The organism is Pseudomonas sp. BF-R-19, assembly GCF_019956445.1.
Lineage (GTDB): Bacteria > Pseudomonadota > Gammaproteobacteria > Pseudomonadales > Pseudomonadaceae > Aquipseudomonas > Aquipseudomonas fluorescens_BH.
The window spans coordinates 223,775-238,274 of sequence record NZ_JAHBDN010000037.1 but is presented as its reverse complement, the minus strand read 5'-3'; the positions used below and the strand labels follow the sequence as shown (position 1 = coordinate 238,274).

Annotated in this window: 16 protein-coding genes; 11 read left to right on the top strand and 5 right to left on the bottom strand. The window is 59.8% G+C overall.

All coding sequences use genetic code 11. The features are described from left to right. Positions 1 to 38 precede the first annotated feature (38 nt). On the bottom strand, positions 39 to 683 hold the full coding sequence (gene pyrE / locus KGB28_RS07235; protein WP_008047079.1) for an orotate phosphoribosyltransferase: 645 nt from the start codon (positions 681 to 683) through the stop codon (positions 39 to 41). An 82-nt stretch (positions 684 to 765) separates the two neighbouring features. Between pyrE and KGB28_RS07230 the strand changes: the two genes are divergently transcribed. Further along, positions 766 to 1,545, top strand: coding sequence for an exodeoxyribonuclease III (locus KGB28_RS07230; protein WP_003176915.1), 780 nt, complete (start codon positions 766 to 768; stop codon positions 1,543 to 1,545). Between the two features lie 107 nt (positions 1,546 to 1,652). Here KGB28_RS07230 and gltS read toward each other — a convergent pair whose 3' ends face one another. From gltS to rph, 3 genes are all read right to left on the bottom strand, one after another. Further along, a complete protein-coding gene (gene gltS, locus KGB28_RS07225; protein ID WP_223443792.1) occupies positions 1,653 to 2,858 on the bottom strand; it encodes a sodium/glutamate symporter in 1,206 nt (401 codons plus the stop codon). Positions 2,859 to 3,241: 383 nt separating this feature from the next. Next, a complete protein-coding gene (locus KGB28_RS07220; protein WP_223443790.1) occupies positions 3,242 to 3,610 on the bottom strand; it encodes a DUF4870 domain-containing protein in 369 nt (122 codons plus the stop codon). A 28-nt stretch (positions 3,611 to 3,638) separates the two neighbouring features. Then, complete coding sequence (gene rph, locus KGB28_RS07215) at positions 3,639 to 4,361, bottom strand: ribonuclease PH (RefSeq protein ID WP_007989575.1); 723 nt, start codon at positions 4,359 to 4,361, stop codon at positions 3,639 to 3,641. Positions 4,362 to 4,629: 268 nt separating this feature from the next. Between rph and KGB28_RS07210 the strand changes: the two genes are divergently transcribed. The 6 genes from KGB28_RS07210 to KGB28_RS07185 all read left to right on the top strand — a co-directional run bounded on the left by KGB28_RS07210 (position 4,630) and on the right by KGB28_RS07185 (position 9,934). Further along, a complete protein-coding gene (locus KGB28_RS07210) occupies positions 4,630 to 5,493 on the top strand; it encodes a YicC/YloC family endoribonuclease (protein ID WP_223443788.1) in 864 nt (287 codons plus the stop codon). Positions 5,494 to 5,506: 13 nt separating this feature from the next. Beyond that, positions 5,507 to 6,127: a guanylate kinase gene (gmk, locus tag KGB28_RS07205; RefSeq protein WP_046038947.1), complete on the top strand. Its 621-nt coding sequence runs from the start codon at positions 5,507 to 5,509 to the stop codon at positions 6,125 to 6,127. A gap of 167 nt (positions 6,128 to 6,294) precedes the next feature. Then, positions 6,295 to 6,558 carry a DNA-directed RNA polymerase subunit omega gene (rpoZ, locus tag KGB28_RS07200; RefSeq protein ID WP_007921129.1) on the top strand — a complete coding sequence of 88 codons (264 nt, stop codon included), beginning with the start codon at positions 6,295 to 6,297 and terminating at the stop codon, positions 6,556 to 6,558. A 57-nt stretch (positions 6,559 to 6,615) separates the two neighbouring features. Beyond that, entirely contained in the window at positions 6,616 to 8,721 is a 2,106-nt protein-coding gene (spoT, locus tag KGB28_RS07195; RefSeq protein WP_095943403.1) for a bifunctional GTP diphosphokinase/guanosine-3',5'-bis pyrophosphate 3'-pyrophosphohydrolase, read from the top strand. A gap of 23 nt (positions 8,722 to 8,744) precedes the next feature. Then, positions 8,745 to 9,125, top strand: a complete 381-nt coding sequence (locus KGB28_RS07190; protein WP_003229509.1) for a RidA family protein — start codon at positions 8,745 to 8,747, stop codon at positions 9,123 to 9,125. 68 nt (positions 9,126 to 9,193) lie between these two features. Next, positions 9,194 to 9,934 (top strand): hypothetical protein, encoded by a 741-nt coding sequence (locus KGB28_RS07185; RefSeq protein WP_223443786.1) that lies wholly within the window; start codon positions 9,194 to 9,196, stop codon positions 9,932 to 9,934. Between the two features lie 137 nt (positions 9,935 to 10,071). Here KGB28_RS07185 and KGB28_RS07180 read toward each other — a convergent pair whose 3' ends face one another. After that, positions 10,072 to 10,929, bottom strand: a complete 858-nt coding sequence (locus KGB28_RS07180) for an SDR family oxidoreductase (protein WP_223443785.1) — start codon at positions 10,927 to 10,929, stop codon at positions 10,072 to 10,074. A 188-nt stretch (positions 10,930 to 11,117) separates the two neighbouring features. Here KGB28_RS07180 and exbB point away from each other — a divergent pair, with 188 nt between their 5' ends. The 4 genes from exbB (at position 11,118) to KGB28_RS07160 (ending at position 14,497) form a co-directional block, all read left to right on the top strand. Beyond that, a complete protein-coding gene (exbB, locus tag KGB28_RS07175) occupies positions 11,118 to 12,101 on the top strand; it encodes a tonB-system energizer ExbB (protein WP_223443783.1) in 984 nt (327 codons plus the stop codon). Between the two features lie 6 nt (positions 12,102 to 12,107). Beyond that, positions 12,108 to 12,536 carry a TonB system transport protein ExbD gene (gene exbD, locus KGB28_RS07170; protein WP_007975187.1) on the top strand — a complete coding sequence of 143 codons (429 nt, stop codon included), beginning with the start codon at positions 12,108 to 12,110 and terminating at the stop codon, positions 12,534 to 12,536. Further along, positions 12,533 to 13,282, top strand: a complete 750-nt coding sequence (locus tag KGB28_RS07165) for an energy transducer TonB (RefSeq protein ID WP_007989592.1) — start codon at positions 12,533 to 12,535, stop codon at positions 13,280 to 13,282. Before exbD ends, KGB28_RS07165 begins: the two co-directional genes overlap by 4 nt. A 285-nt stretch (positions 13,283 to 13,567) precedes the next feature. Next, complete coding sequence (locus tag KGB28_RS07160; protein ID WP_008047093.1) at positions 13,568 to 14,497, top strand: hydrogen peroxide-inducible genes activator; 930 nt, start codon at positions 13,568 to 13,570, stop codon at positions 14,495 to 14,497. Positions 14,498 to 14,500 lie beyond the last annotated feature (3 nt).

Below are 14,500 nucleotides of genomic sequence, written 5' to 3'. Positions count from 1 at the left end.
GTCATCGCGGGCAAGCCCGCTCCCACAGGGATTTGTGGTCAGACACCAAACTGCGCGCGGTAGGCTTCCACGGCTGGCAGATGCTGCTTGAGCTGCGGATCGTCCGCGAGGAATTCCAGCACCTGATTCAGCGAAACGATGCTGATGACCGGAATGCCAAAGTCACGCTCGACTTCCTGGATCGCCGACAACTCGCCGTTGCCACGCTCCTGACGGTTCAGGGCGATCAGCACGCCGGCGGCCTTGGCTCCGTCCTGGGAAGCGATGATTTGCATCACTTCACGGATCGCGGTGCCGGCGGTGATCACGTCGTCGATGATCAGAACGTCGCCGGTCAGGGGTGCGCCAACCAGGCTGCCGCCTTCGCCGTGGGCCTTGGCTTCCTTGCGGTTGAAGCACCATGGCAGGTCACGGTTGTGATGCTCGGCCAGGGCCACGGCGGTGGTCGCCGCCAACGGGATGCCCTTGTAGGCCGGGCCGAACAGCACGTCGAACGCAATGCCGCTCTCGGCAATAGCTGCGGCGTAGAAGCGCCCCAGCTGCGCCAGGGCCGAACCCGAGTTGAACAAGCCGGCGTTGAAGAAGTAAGGACTGGTACGCCCGGACTTCAGGGTGAACTCACCGAAGCGCAAAACGCCGCGATCGATGGCAAAACGAATGAAATCGCGCTGATACGCTTGCATGAAAAAAACCCCAAATACCACGGATTTAGCTAATTAGCTTGACGCCGTGTATCATACACGCACGCGATTTTTGGGGCCATTTATGCGGATCATCAGTGTGAACGTCAATGGTATTCAGGCTGCAGTCGAGCGTGGTTTGCTCAGTTGGCTGCAAGCACAGAATGCCGACGTCATCTGCCTGCAGGACACCCGTGCCTCCGCCTTTGAACTGGATGACCCAGCCTTCCAACTGGATGGCTACTTCCTTTATGCCTGCGATGCTGAAGTCCCTGCCCAAGGCGGCGTGGCTTTGTATTCGCGGTTGCAACCGAAGGCTGTCATCAGCGGTCTCGGCTTCGAGACGGCCGACCGCTACGGGCGCTACCTGCAAGCCGATTTCGACAAGGTCAGCATCGCGACCTTGCTGCTCCCTTCGGGGCAGAACGGCGATGAAGACTTGAACCAGAAGTTCAAGCTAATGGACGACTTCGCCCGTTATCTGGATAAACAGCGGCGCAAACGTCGCGAGTACATTTATTGTGGCTCGCTGTACGTGGCGCAACAGAAGCTGGATATCAAGAACTGGCGCGACAGCCAGCAATCTCCGGGCTTCCTGGCACCTGAACGTGCCTGGATGGACGAAATTGTCGGCAACATGGGTTATGTCGACGCCCTGCGCGAAGTCAGCCGTGAAGGCGACCAGTACAGCTGGTGGCCGGACAACGAACAGGCGGAGATGCTCAACCTCGGTTGGCGCTTCGACTATCAACTGCTGACCCCGGGCCTGCGCCGCTTCGTACGTAGCGCACGCCTGCCACGCCAGCCGCGGTTCTCACAACACGCGCCGCTGATCGTGGACTACGACTGGACGCTGACGATCTAAGTGATTTTTCACTGGTCGGCCTGATAGACAGTTGAAAAAAATGCCCGTATCGCAAGATACGGGCATTTTTTATGCGCTCTATTCAGGGGGTCCCAACGGCCTGAACTTCAAACCTCGGCGAAAAACGGCAGTGCAAGGTACAACTTGATGACGATGACATTAATGATGTCGATGAAGAAAGCACCCACCATTGGCACCACCAGGAACGCTATCTGAGAAGGCCCATAGCGCTGTGTCACCGCTTGCATATTGGCGATGGCCGTTGGCGTGGCACCCAGTCCAAAACCGCAATGCCCTGCCGCCAATACAGCCGCGTCGTAGTTACTACCCATCATCCTGAATGTCACAAAAATCGCAAACAGGGCCATGACCAACGTTTGTGCAGCCAGGATGATAAAGATCGGCAACGCCAGTGCAGCCAGATCCCACAACTTGAGCGACATCAAAGCGATTGCCAAAAACAGCGACAAACTGACATTCCCCAGCACGGAGACTTCTCGCTCAAACACCTGATACACGCCAAGCGCCGAAAGCCCGTTCCGTAAAAGCACGCCCACGAACAACACGCAAACAAACGTCGGCAACTCAAATGCGGTTCCCTGAAGCCACCCATTCAGGAGTGAGCCCGCCAGCAGGCTGACAGCAATCAAAGCCAGTGTCTCGACTAGCGAAAACGATGTGATCGAGCGCTCTTTGTTCGGTTGTTCAAAGCCCTTGGGCAGCCGTGGCTTTTCCTGCTCGCAGCCGGGTGTCTGGACACGACTGATGAGCAGGCGGGCAACAGGCCCACCAATCAAGCCGCCCAGCACCAGGCCAAACGTTGCAGAAGCCATTGCCAACTCAGAGGCAGAGGCCAGACCGAACTTCTCGCTGAACGTCGCCCCCCATGCAGCACCTGTACCGTGACCGCCTGCCAGAGTAATCGAGCCTGTCAACAAGCCCATCAACGGATCGAGCCCCAACGCCGTTGCGAGCCCGATGCCCATGGCATTCTGGATCACCAGAAGCCCGACAACCGCCAGCAGAAAGATCCCCACTATGCGTCCGCCCTTCTTCAGGCTGGCGAAGTCTGCGCTCAAGCCAATCGTGGCAAAAAACGCCAACATCAAGGGAGTTTGCAGCGAGGTATCAAATCGGATTTCAATATCGAGGGTTCTCAAAACCAGAAGACCCAAGGCAACCACCAGGCCGCCTGCTACAGGTTCCGGGATATTATAAGTACGTAAAAAACCGACACGCGAGACAAGAGCGTGCCCCAACAAAAGCACTAAAGAGGCGGCGACAAGTGTTCCATAAAAATCGAGCTGAAGCATTTGGGATATTCTTGCTTTTACATTCAGGGGCGAACTTTTTACCTGGACACGCCTCTTGAACAGGTTGATCAATCTCAACACTGACTAGTATTAGATTCAGAGGCCGTCAATGGCCAGAATATATCGAAATATTTCTTTATAAATATTACTTGCGGCAACTTTATCAATCGCCAAGTCTCATTGCCAAGCATACAAACCGTACTGAGCTTTGCAGTTTGTGACTAAACGTGTAAGAAATTTTATTTGCACGAATGAACTTCGTTTGAATAGCGAGCAACCAAGTACGCAACATTAGAGATTAATCTGATTGCAAAAAAACAAATGCCCCAACATGTCGGGGCATTTGTATTGAACTGCGCTTAAAATAGCATCAGCGTCCTGGCTTACTTGATCAACCGCCAGGTGAACGGGTACCGATAAGGCTGCCCTTCATTGGCCTTCACCCCGGCGATGATCGTCAGCACCAGCGCACCGATCGCGACCAGGCCAAACAGGAAGAACCCGATAATCACCAGCATCAGCAGGAAGCAGATAGCCGAGGCGATCGCGACGGTTAACTGAAAGTTCAGCGCTTCCTTGCCCTGGGCATCGATGAACGGGTCCATCTCGCGCTTCATCTGCCAGAGAATCAGCGGGCCGATGATCGTGCCGAACGGAATCCAGATCCCCAGCAAGGCGGACAAGTGGCAAAACATGGCCCACTGACGCACCTCTTGGCTCGGCGTGGGCAGCGGCAGTTGCTCGTCACTCATGGTGTCCTCCTTGCCTGGAGCAGTCCGGTCAGTCAGCCAATGCGGCCTTTTGCAGTTCGAAGATCTCGTTCATGCCTTTCTTGGCCAGTTCAAGCATCGCGTTCAGCTCTTCAGGCTGGAACGGCGCGCCTTCGGCAGTGCCCTGGACTTCGATGAAACCGCCAGCGCTGGTCATCACCACGTTCAGATCAGTCTCGGCGGCCGAGTCTTCCAGGTAATCGAGGTCGAGCACAGGCTCCCCCTTGTACATGCCCACGGAAACCGCAGCGATCATTTGCTTGACCGGGTCGCCGCCCTTCAGGCCGCCACGCTTCTTGATCACTTTCAAGGCATCGATCAGCGCAACCATGGAACCGGTGATCGAAGCCGTGCGGGTACCGCCATCGGCCTGGATCACGTCGCAGTCGACGTACAGGGTGACGTCACCCAGCTTGGACATGTCCAGCGCAGCGCGCAGGGAACGACCGATCAGACGCTGGATTTCCAGGGTGCGGCCGCCTTGCTTGCCACGGCTGGCTTCACGCTGGTTACGCTCGCCGGTAGCGCGCGGCAGCATGCCGTACTCGGCGGTCAACCAACCCTGGCCCTGGCCTTTCAGGAAACGCGGTACGCCCGGTTCAACGCTGACGGTGCAGATGACCTTGGTATCGCCGAACTCGACCAGCACAGAACCCTCGGCGTGTTTGGTGTAGTTGCGGGTGATGCGGATCGAGCGGAGCTGATCGGCAGCGCGACCACTTGGACGTATCATAGGGAGTACCTGTACTGGGGACGGAAAACTGCGGAGCATTATAGAGCCGACGGCCGCCACTGGGCACTTCTAAAAAATTCCGCCGACGACCGAGGGCTCTGCACCGCGCGTCGGTGCAGGCCTGCCGCTCTTTGTCACACCGTGTGTTTGGGCGCATCCGCGCCACTGCGCTACAATCCTGCGCCTTTGCTGCCAGTCGGCTTTAATTCATTGATATCGGATTCCCGGAACCTCGGTTCTGTGCCGATCTGCCTTGCGAGGTACCTCCATGGTGCACAGCATGACCGCCTTCGCCCGCGTCGAGAAAGCCGGCGTCCAGGGCACCCTGAGCTGGGAGCTGCGCTCGGTCAACAGCCGCTACCTGGAACCCCACCTGCGCCTGCCGGAATCCTTCCGCGACCTCGAGGGCGCTGTTCGTGAAGCCCTGCGCCAGGGTGTATCGCGGGGCAAGCTCGAATGCACCCTGCGCTTTACCGAAGAAAACACCGGCAAAGCACTGCAAATCGATCAGGAGCGCGCCGCGCAACTGGTCGCCGCCGCCGAGACCATCGCCAGCCTGATCAAGAACCCGGCAGCGCTGAACCCGCTGGAAGTCCTGGCCTGGCCCGGCGTACTGGTAGGCGACGCCACCGACCCGCAAGCCTTGAACGCCGAAGCACTGGCACTGTTCAACCAGGGCCTCAAGGAACTGAAGGCCGGCCGCGAGCGCGAAGGCGCGGAGCTGGCGCGGCTGATCAACGAACGCCTGAATTCCATCGAAGAAGATGTGGTGACCTTGCGCGAACTGGTCCCGCAAATGCTCGCCACCCAGCGCCAGAAAGTCCTCGACCGCTTCGCCGACATGAAGGCCGAGATGGATCCGCAGCGCCTGGAGCAGGAAATGGTCATGCTCGCGCAAAAAAGCGACGTCGCCGAAGAACTGGATCGCCTGAGCACTCACATCATCGAAGTTCGCCGGGTGCTCAAATCCGGCGGTGCCGCCGGTCGGCGCCTGGACTTCCTGATGCAGGAACTCAACCGCGAAGCCAATACACTGGGCTCCAAAGCCTTCGACCCGCGCAGCACCCAGGCTGCGGTCAACCTCAAGGTGTTGATCGAGCAGATGCGCGAACAAGTGCAGAATATTGAGTAAGGCTACCCCCGACATGACACACAGCACCGGCACCCTGTACATCATTTCCGCCCCTTCGGGCGCGGGCAAGAGCAGTCTGGTCAAGGCCCTGACCGACGCAAATCCGGAGATCCGCGTCTCGGTCTCCCACACCACCCGCGCCATGCGTCCCGGTGAAGTGAATGGCGTGAACTATCACTTCGTCGACCGCAGCGAGTTCGTGAAGATGATCGAGCACGGGGATTTCCTCGAGCGCGCCGAAGTGTTCGGCAACCTCTACGGCACGTCGCAAAGCCACCTGCAGCAGACCCTGGACGAAGGCCACGATCTGATTCTGGAAATCGACTGGCAAGGTGCCGAGCAAGTGCGCAAGCTGATGCCTCAGGCCCGCTCGATCTTCATTCTGCCGCCGTCATTGCAGGCCCTGCACCAGCGTCTGACCAATCGCGGCCAGGACAGTGACGAAGTCATTGACGGCCGGATGCGCGAAGCCGTCAGCGAAATGAGCCACTACGTCGACTACGACTACCTGATCATCAACGACGATTTCGCCCACGCGCTGCACGATCTGAAGGCGATTTTCCGCGCCAATCAGCTGATTCAAAAGCGTCAGCAGCAGCGTCACGGCAAATTGCTGGCTGAATTGCTCGGTTAATCAGCTCTTCCCAAAACCGCTGCAAGGGCTTTACATTGGCACTTGCAGCGCGTTGAAGGGCTTGGTCAAAAAATCAGCGCTTCCCTAAACGCTGGTGATTTTTTAAACTGTCGAGTCCGCTCGCCCATCCGGGCAGCGCGCATATTGCATTTGCTACGAGGAAGACCATGGCCCGCGTAACCGTTGAAGACTGCCTAGAACACGTGGATAACCGCTTTGAGCTGGTCATGCTCTCTACCAAGCGTGCCCGTCAACTGGCCACCGGCGGCAAAGAGCCGAAAGTAGCATGGGAAAACGACAAGCCTACCGTCGTCGCCCTGCGCGAAATCGCTGAAGGCCTGATCGACTACGCAGCTATCGCCGAAGCCGAAATCGTTGAAGATGAACCGCTTTTTGCTGCATTCGAGGACGAGTCCAACGAGGCCGTCTAAGCCTATGCCTGGTCGACGTAGCACGGCGCGGGATAAAAGCTTACGGCAGGAGACATCATGCCGAGCATAGACGCCCTCGCCGATCGCTTATCGACCTACCTCGGCAAAGACCAGGTCAACCTGGTCCGCCGAGCGTATTTCTACGCCGAACAAGCCCACGACGGCCAACGCCGCCGTAGCGGCGAGGCGTACGTCACGCACCCACTCGCGGTTGCGAATATTCTTGCCGACATGCACATGGACCATCAGAGCCTGATGGCTGCGATGCTGCATGACGTGATCGAAGACACCGGCATTGCCAAGGAAGCGCTGCAAGCGCAGTTCGGCGAAACCGTGGCCGAACTGGTCGACGGGGTCAGCAAACTGACCCAGATGAACTTCGAGACCAAGGCCGAGGCACAAGCCGAAAACTTCCAGAAAATGGCCATGGCCATGGCCCGCGACATTCGCGTGATCCTGGTCAAGCTGGCCGACCGCCTGCACAACATGCGCACGCTGGAAGTGCTGTCCGGCGAAAAACGCCGGCGCATCGCCAAGGAAACCCTGGAAATCTATGCGCCCATCGCCAATCGGCTGGGCATGCACGCCATCCGCATAGAATTTGAAGACCTCGGCTTCAAGGCCATGCACCCGATGCGTTCCGCGCGGATCTACCAGGCGGTCAAACGCGCCCGGGGCAACCGCAAGGAAATCGTCAACAAGATCGAAGAATCCTTAAGCCACTGCCTGGCCATCGATGGCATCCAGGGCGAGGTCAGCGGTCGCCAGAAACACCTCTATGGCATCTACAAGAAAATGCGCGGCAAGCGCCGGGCCTTCAACGAGATCATGGACGTCTACGCGTTCCGGATCATCGTCGACAAGGTCGATACCTGCTACCGCGTGCTGGGCGCTGTACATAATTTGTACAAGCCGCTGCCGGGGCGCTTCAAGGATTACATCGCGATCCCCAAGGCCAACGGCTATCAGTCGCTGCACACCACGCTGTTCGGCATGCACGGTGTTCCGATCGAGATCCAGATCCGCACCCGTGAAATGGAAGAGATGGCCAACAACGGCATCGCCGCCCATTGGCTGTACAAATCCAGCGGCGACGAACAGCCGAAAGGCACCCATGCCCGCGCCCGCCAGTGGGTCAAGGGCGTGCTGGAAATGCAGCAACGCGCCGGCAATTCGCTGGAATTCATCGAAAGCGTGAAGATCGACCTGTTCCCGGACGAGGTCTACGTGTTCACGCCCAAAGGCCGGATCATGGAGCTGCCCAAGGGCTCCACGGCGGTCGACTTCGCTTACGCGGTTCACACCGACGTCGGCAACAGCTGCATCGCCTGCCGGATCAATCGTCGTCTCGCGCCATTGTCCGAACCGCTGCAAAGCGGCTCCACGGTCGAGATCGTCAGCGCCCCAGGTGCGCGGCCGAATCCGGCCTGGCTCAATTTCGTGGTCACCGGCAAGGCGCGCACACACATCCGCCATGCACTGAAACTGCAACGCCGTTCCGAATCCATCAGCCTGGGCGAGCGCCTGCTGAACAAGGTCCTCAACGGTTTCGACAGCTCGCTGGAAAAAATCCCGGCCGAGCGCGTCAAGGCCATGCTGGTCGAGTACCGCCTGGAACTGATCGAAGATTTGCTCGAAGACATCGGTCTGGGCAATCGCATGGCCTATGTGGTGGCCCGCCGGTTGCTGGGCGAAGGCGAACAGTTGCCAAGTGCAGAAGGCCCGTTGGCGATTCGCGGCACCGAAGGCCTGGTACTCAGCTACGCCAAGTGCTGCACGCCGATCCCGGGCGACCCGATTGTCGGTCACCTGTCCGCCGGCAAAGGCATGGTCGTGCACCTGGACAACTGCCGCAACATCAGCGAAATCCGCCATAACCCGGAAAAATGCATCCAGCTCTCGTGGGCCAAGGATGTCACCGGCGAATTCAACGTCGAACTGCGCGTCGAACTGGAACACCAGCGCGGCCTGATCGCCCTGCTGGCCAGCAGCGTCAACGCCGCCGACGGCAACATCGAGAAAATCAGCATGGACGAACGCGATGGTCGCATCAGCGTGGTCCAGTTGGTGGTCAGCGTGCACGACCGCGTGCACCTGGCCCGCGTGATCAAGAAACTGCGCGCCTTGACCGGGGTGATTCGCATCACCCGCATGCGTGCCTAAGCCCTCATTACAAGGAGTCCTACATGACCAAGACTGTTATCACCAGCGACAAGGCCCCGGCCGCCATCGGCACTTACTCCCAGGCGATCAAGGCTGGCAACACCGTTTACATGTCGGGTCAGATTCCCCTGGACCCAAAAACCATGGAACTGGTTGAAGGCTTCGAAGCCCAGACCGTCCAGGTGTTCGAGAACCTCAAGGCCGTGGCTGAAGCTGCTGGCGGTTCGTTCAAGGACATCGTCAAGCTGAACATCTTCCTCACCGACCTGAGCCACTTCGCCAAGGTCAACGAGATCATGGGCAAGTACTTCGACCAGCCTTACCCTGCACGCGCCGCCATCGGCGTAGCAGCCCTGCCAAAGGGTTCGCAGGTTGAAATGGATGCCATCCTGGTCATCGAGTAATGCGTGCGGCGCAGCCTCGGGCTGCGCCGACTGCTCTGCTGTAAAGAATGCTTGAAAGGATTCCACCCATGCGCAACGCGCTTGCTCTCTCGCTGCTCGCCCTGTTCCTGGGCGGATGTGCCAGCAACCCTGCCGACCGCGACATCAGCGGCACCTGGATCAACCAGGTGGCGATCGATGCTGCCGCCAAAGGCGTCCCCCTGCGTGAAGCACTCCAGGCCTATGGCCCCAACCTGGAATGGGACATCAACACCAAGGCCGGTCAGGCCCGCTACACCAACGGTTTTGAAAATGTCGACGGCAAGCTGCTGGGTGAAGAGTCCGGCGCCTGGAAAGTCGACTTTTATGGCAGCTCGGCCAGTGAGTTGAAGCGTGACGGCAAGCAACTGAGCCAGTCCGCCAGCGACAACGAACCTGAGCAAGTCTTCGACCGCGTACAGATCCAGGTACCGGATGGCGCACCGATGGGCGCCAGCTTCGAACGTGCGCTGTATTCCGCCTACATGGGCGGCGGCTGGACAATCGTCAATGGCCCAGGCGAAGGCAACACGGTTCAATTCCAGGCCGACGGCCAGGTGACCGGCCTTCCCGGCAGCGATCGTTATGCGTTGTGCCTGGCCGGCGATTGCGCATCCATGAGCGGTGGCAATGACAACATGTGGCTGCAACTCAATGGCCAGGGCAACGCCTGGATCTTTGCGCGCAAAGGCAAGGAACTGGAGATTTTCCAGACCGTGAACACGGCGCAGGCGGACGAGATGCCCTCGTTCACCCCGGGTGAGCGCAAGTGGTTGCTCGAGAAGCAATAAGCGTCCGTTGAAGCACCACAAAACACTGTGGGAGCGAGCTTGCTCGCGATGAGGCCATAACATCCAATATCATCGTTGACTGTTATGCCGCCATCGCGAGCAAGCTCGCTCCCACAGGTGTTTACGGTGCCTGGAAGTCAGCAGCGCCCCTCAAGAATCGCCGCATACCCCTCGCGGAAACTCGGGTACTTCGGCACCCAGCCCAACGCTTTTGCCCGCGCATTACTGCAGCGCTTACTGCCAGTGCGTCGCACGCTGTCGCCATCCGCCCATTCGGTCACGCCCAAGTACTCACGCAACCAGCCCACCACATCCGCCAGCGCTGCCGGCGCGTCATCGACGCCGATGTAGACATCATCCAGCGCCACGCCGCGCCGATCCGCCTCAAGCAGGCACCCGATCAACCCGGCGGCATCGTCGGCATGAATCCGATTGGCATACAAAGGCGGCTCGACCGCCACGCGATAACCCCGGCGCACCTGGGTCAGCAGCCATTCACGGCCGGGGCCGTAAATGCCAGTCAGACGCACGATGCTCGCCGGAATGCCGCTTTTGAGGGCAAGTTGCTCGGCTTCGAGCATCACACGCCCGGAATAGCCCGCCGCCACGGCCGGTGAGGCCTCGTCGACCCATTCGCCATTCTGCTGACCGTAGACACTGCTACTGGAAACAAACAACAGGCGACTGGGCATCTGCCCGTAGTCGTCCAGCCACTCCAGCACATGCTCCAGGCCCTGGACATACGCAGCGCGGTAGCCGGCTTCGTCGTGATCGGTGGCCGCAGCGCAATACACCAGGTAATCCACAGCGCCGATTGGCCAGGTAGCCGGGCAGTCTTTGTTGAACAGGTCACCGGCCACGCCGATGACACCCTTGGGCAGGCGTGAAACGTCGCGTCGCAGGCCATGGACCTCCCACCCCGCCGCCAGCAATTGTGTGGCCAGGCGGCTGCCGACATCACCGCAGCCGGCGATCAAAACAGTAGGCGCAGACATCAGAAAACTCCCATCGGAAAGCCACAGACTAGCGCCGGCAATAGACAGGCGGCTAGCAATGCAGGAAAAAAAGAGACGCTATTACTTCTGTTAACAAGAATTACTTGCAATAATGCGCCCCACTTTTGTTCTCGGCCTTTCGAGGCCTGGAAGAACATCACCCGTTTTTTCTCTCAGGTCCGGCCAGCATGACACGCAATCAAATCTCCGCTTCGCCAACCAAACGACCTCGCGCCTGGAGCGCGGTGGCCGCCCTGTTCCTCAGCCTGATGCTCGCGCCAGTCGCCGCTTTCGCCGATGCCCAGGCGCCAGCCACACCGGCCGCCACCGCGCCGGCTCCGGCCGATCACGCCGCCCCGGTCGCTGCTCCGGCCGCTGCTCCGGCCGCGACCGATCCTGCCCAGGCCGCACCGGCAGAAGCGTTGGGTGAAGACGTCCCAGAAGTCCTCGAAGCCGACAACACCTTGGGCATGGCTCATGACCTGTCGCCTTGGGGCATGTACCAGAACGCCGACATCATCGTGAAAATCGTGATGATCGGTCTGGCCATCGCTTCGATCATCACCTGGACCATCTGGATAGCCAAGGGCTTCGAGCTGATGGGCGCCAAGCGTCGTCTGCGCGGCGAAATCGCCCACCTGAAAAAAGCCGCCACCCTGAAAGAGGCCAGCGCTACCGCGGCCAAGGAAGGCACCCTGGCCAACTTGCTGGTGCATGACGCCCTTGAAGAAATGCGCCTGTCCGCCAGCAGCCGCGAGAAAGAAGGCATCAAGGAACGCGTCAGCTTCCGTCTTGAGCGCCTGGTCGCGGCCTGCGGTCGCAACATGAGCAGCGGCACCGGCGTGCTGGCCACCATCGGCTCCACCGCGCCGTTCGTCGGCCTGTTTGGTACCGTATGGGGCATCATGAACAGCTTCATCGGCATCGCCAAGACCCAGACCACCAACCTCGCGGTCGTCGCTCCCGGTATCGCCGAGGCCCTGCTGGCTACCGCGCTGGGCCTGGTTGCAGCGATCCCTGCGGTCGTGATCTACAACGTCTTTGCCCGCTCCATCGCCGGTTACAAGGCTCAGGTGTCCGACGCGTCGGCACAGGTCCTGTTGCTGGTCAGCCGCGACCTCGACCACCAGCCTGAGCGCAGCTCGCAACCGCACATGGTGAAAGTGGGGTAATCGGCCATGGGCCTGCATTTGAAAGAAGGGGCAGACGACGATCTGTCCGAAAACCACGAAATCAACGTTACGCCGTTCATCGACGTGATGTTGGTGCTGTTGATCATCTTCATGGTGGCGGCCCCGCTGGCCACCGTGGACATCAAGGTCGACCTGCCCGCCTCGACCGCCAAACCGGCGCCGCGGCCAGAGAAACCGGTGTTCCTCAGCGTCAAGGCCGACCAGCGCCTGTTCCTTGGTGAAGACGAAGTGAAGGCCGAAGCACTCGGCGCCACCCTCGACGCCAGGACCCAGGGCAAGAAAGACACGACAATCTTCTTCCAGGCCGACAAAGGCGTGGATTACGGCGACCTGATGAGCGTGATGGACAACCTGCGCTCTGCCGGTTACCTGAAGGTAGGTCTGGTCGGACTCGAGACGGCAGCCAAGAAATGATCACGACGCGCCATAAGCTGACGCGTTACAGCGGTAGCCTGGCCGTGGTGCTGGGCGTTCACGCGCTGGCCATCGCGCTGGCGCTGAACTGGTCCGCTCGTCCGCCCATCGAATTGCCTCCCCAGGCAATGCTGGTCGAACTGGCACCGGTTCCTGCCCCGCCACCGCCTGCTCCGCCGAAGGTCGTCACGCCTCCGCAGCCACCGGCTCCGGTTGAAGAACTGCCGATTCCCAAGCTCGCAGAAGCGCCGAAAGCTGAAATTGCCGTGCCCAAGCCCGTCAAGCCAAAGCCCAAGCCGCAGCCGCCCAAACCGGTAGAGAAGAAGCCCGAACCGCCGAAGGAAAAACCGGCTGAAGAAAAACCGGCCGAAACCCAGCAGACTCAGGCACCGACGGAGAAATCCGCCCAGCCTGCGCCGGGCCCATCACCGGCTCAACTGGCGGCCAAGGCCAGCTGGCAAGGCACGCTGTTGGCACACCTGCAGAAGTACAAGAAGTACCCTGCAAGTGCCCAGGCACGGGGCAAGGAAGGCATGAACCGTCTGCGTTTCGTCGTGGATGCCGAAGGCAATGTGTTGTCGTTTGAGCTGGTAGGCGCCTCGGGCACTGCCGATCTGGACCGGGCTACCCTGGAAATGATCCGCCGCGCTCAACCGCTGCCCAAGCCACCGGCCGACATGCTGACCAATGGCTCCATCGAAATCGTTGCACCCTTTGTGTATTCGCTGGAAAAACGCCGACGCTGATAACACCGGCAATCCCTGTGGGAGCGAGCTTGCTCGCGATGACGGCCTCACATTCAACTTATTCGCTGACTGTTACTCCGCTATCGCGAGCAAGCTCGCTCCCACAGAGGTTTCTGCCAGCTGGCAGGTCGCGCTCCAAGCCCAAAAGGCACCGAAAGGTGCCTTTTGCATATCTGCCAGCGGCAATCCGGCATTGCCCGGTGTCACTCGACGCACTCAGTCTGATAACGTGCGTCTATCGATTGCAGCCGGTATGCTTGGCCCGCAACTACATGGACGCTTGCTATGACCCTCACAGAATTACGCTACATCGTTACCCTCGCCCAAGAGCAGCACTTCGGCCACGCGGCCGAGCGTTGCCACGTCAGCCAACCGACCCTGTCGGTGGGTGTGAAAAAGCTTGAAGACGAACTCGGTGTGCTGATTTTCGAGCGCAGCAAAAGCGCCGTGCGCCTGACGCCGGTCGGCGAAGGCATCGTGGCCCAGGCCCAAAAGGTACTGGAACAGGCCCAAGGCATCCGCGAACTGGCCCAGGCCGGCAAGAACCAGCTGACCGCCCCACTCAAGGTCGGCGCTATCTACACCGTCGGGCCATACCTGTTTCCGCACCTGATTCCACAACTGCACCGGGTTGCCCCGCAGATGCCGTTGTACATCGAAGAAAACTTCACCCACGTGCTGCGCGACAAGCTGCGCAACGGCGAGCTCGACGCGATCATCATCGCCCTGCCGTTCAATGAAGCCGACGTGCTGACCCTGCAACTCTACGACGAGCCGTTCTACGTGCTGATGCCAGCGCAGCACCCGTGGACGCAAAAAGAGTCCATCGACGCCAGCCTGCTCAACGACAAGAGCCTGCTGCTGCTCGGCGAAGGCCACTGCTTCCGCGATCAGGTACTGGAAGCCTGCCCGACCCTGACCAAAGGCAACGACGGTGCCAAGCACACCACGGTGGAATCCAGTTCCCTGGAAACCATTCGCCACATGGTCGCCTCGGGCCTCGGGATATCTATCCTGCCGTTGTCGGCAGTCGACAGCCATCACTACGCCCCCGGCGTGATCGAAGTGCGACCGTTGTCGGCACCCGTACCGTTCCGCACCGTGGCCATTGCCTGGCGCGCCAGCTTCCCGCGTCCGAAAGCGATTGAAATCCTCGCTGACTCCATTCGCCTGTGCTCGGTGGCCAAGCCAGCGGCGCAAGTCGCTGCGGGCTAAGCA

What these genes read in the sequence shown, in the direction of transcription:
- pyrE (WP_008047079.1), bottom strand. Translation starts at nt 683, where the DNA reads ATGCAAGCGTATCAGCGCGATTTCATTCGTTTTGCCATCGATCGCGGC.
- KGB28_RS07230 (WP_003176915.1), top strand. Translation starts at nt 766, where the DNA reads ATGCGGATCATCAGTGTGAACGTCAATGGTATTCAGGCTGCAGTCGAG.
- gltS (WP_223443792.1), bottom strand. Translation starts at nt 2,858, where the DNA reads ATGCTTCAGCTCGATTTTTATGGAACACTTGTCGCCGCCTCTTTAGTG.
- KGB28_RS07220 (WP_223443790.1), bottom strand. Translation starts at nt 3,610, where the DNA reads ATGAGTGACGAGCAACTGCCGCTGCCCACGCCGAGCCAAGAGGTGCGT.
- rph (WP_007989575.1), bottom strand. Translation starts at nt 4,361, where the DNA reads ATGATACGTCCAAGTGGTCGCGCTGCCGATCAGCTCCGCTCGATCCGC.
- KGB28_RS07210 (WP_223443788.1), top strand. Translation starts at nt 4,630, where the DNA reads ATGGTGCACAGCATGACCGCCTTCGCCCGCGTCGAGAAAGCCGGCGTC.
- gmk (WP_046038947.1), top strand. Translation starts at nt 5,507, where the DNA reads ATGACACACAGCACCGGCACCCTGTACATCATTTCCGCCCCTTCGGGC.
- rpoZ (WP_007921129.1), top strand. Translation starts at nt 6,295, where the DNA reads ATGGCCCGCGTAACCGTTGAAGACTGCCTAGAACACGTGGATAACCGC.
- spoT (WP_095943403.1), top strand. Translation starts at nt 6,616, where the DNA reads ATGCCGAGCATAGACGCCCTCGCCGATCGCTTATCGACCTACCTCGGC.
- KGB28_RS07190 (WP_003229509.1), top strand. Translation starts at nt 8,745, where the DNA reads ATGACCAAGACTGTTATCACCAGCGACAAGGCCCCGGCCGCCATCGGC.
- KGB28_RS07185 (WP_223443786.1), top strand. Translation starts at nt 9,194, where the DNA reads ATGCGCAACGCGCTTGCTCTCTCGCTGCTCGCCCTGTTCCTGGGCGGA.
- KGB28_RS07180 (WP_223443785.1), bottom strand. Translation starts at nt 10,929, where the DNA reads ATGTCTGCGCCTACTGTTTTGATCGCCGGCTGCGGTGATGTCGGCAGC.
- exbB (WP_223443783.1), top strand. Translation starts at nt 11,118, where the DNA reads ATGACACGCAATCAAATCTCCGCTTCGCCAACCAAACGACCTCGCGCC.
- exbD (WP_007975187.1), top strand. Translation starts at nt 12,108, where the DNA reads ATGGGCCTGCATTTGAAAGAAGGGGCAGACGACGATCTGTCCGAAAAC.
- KGB28_RS07165 (WP_007989592.1), top strand. Translation starts at nt 12,533, where the DNA reads ATGATCACGACGCGCCATAAGCTGACGCGTTACAGCGGTAGCCTGGCC.
- KGB28_RS07160 (WP_008047093.1), top strand. Translation starts at nt 13,568, where the DNA reads ATGACCCTCACAGAATTACGCTACATCGTTACCCTCGCCCAAGAGCAG.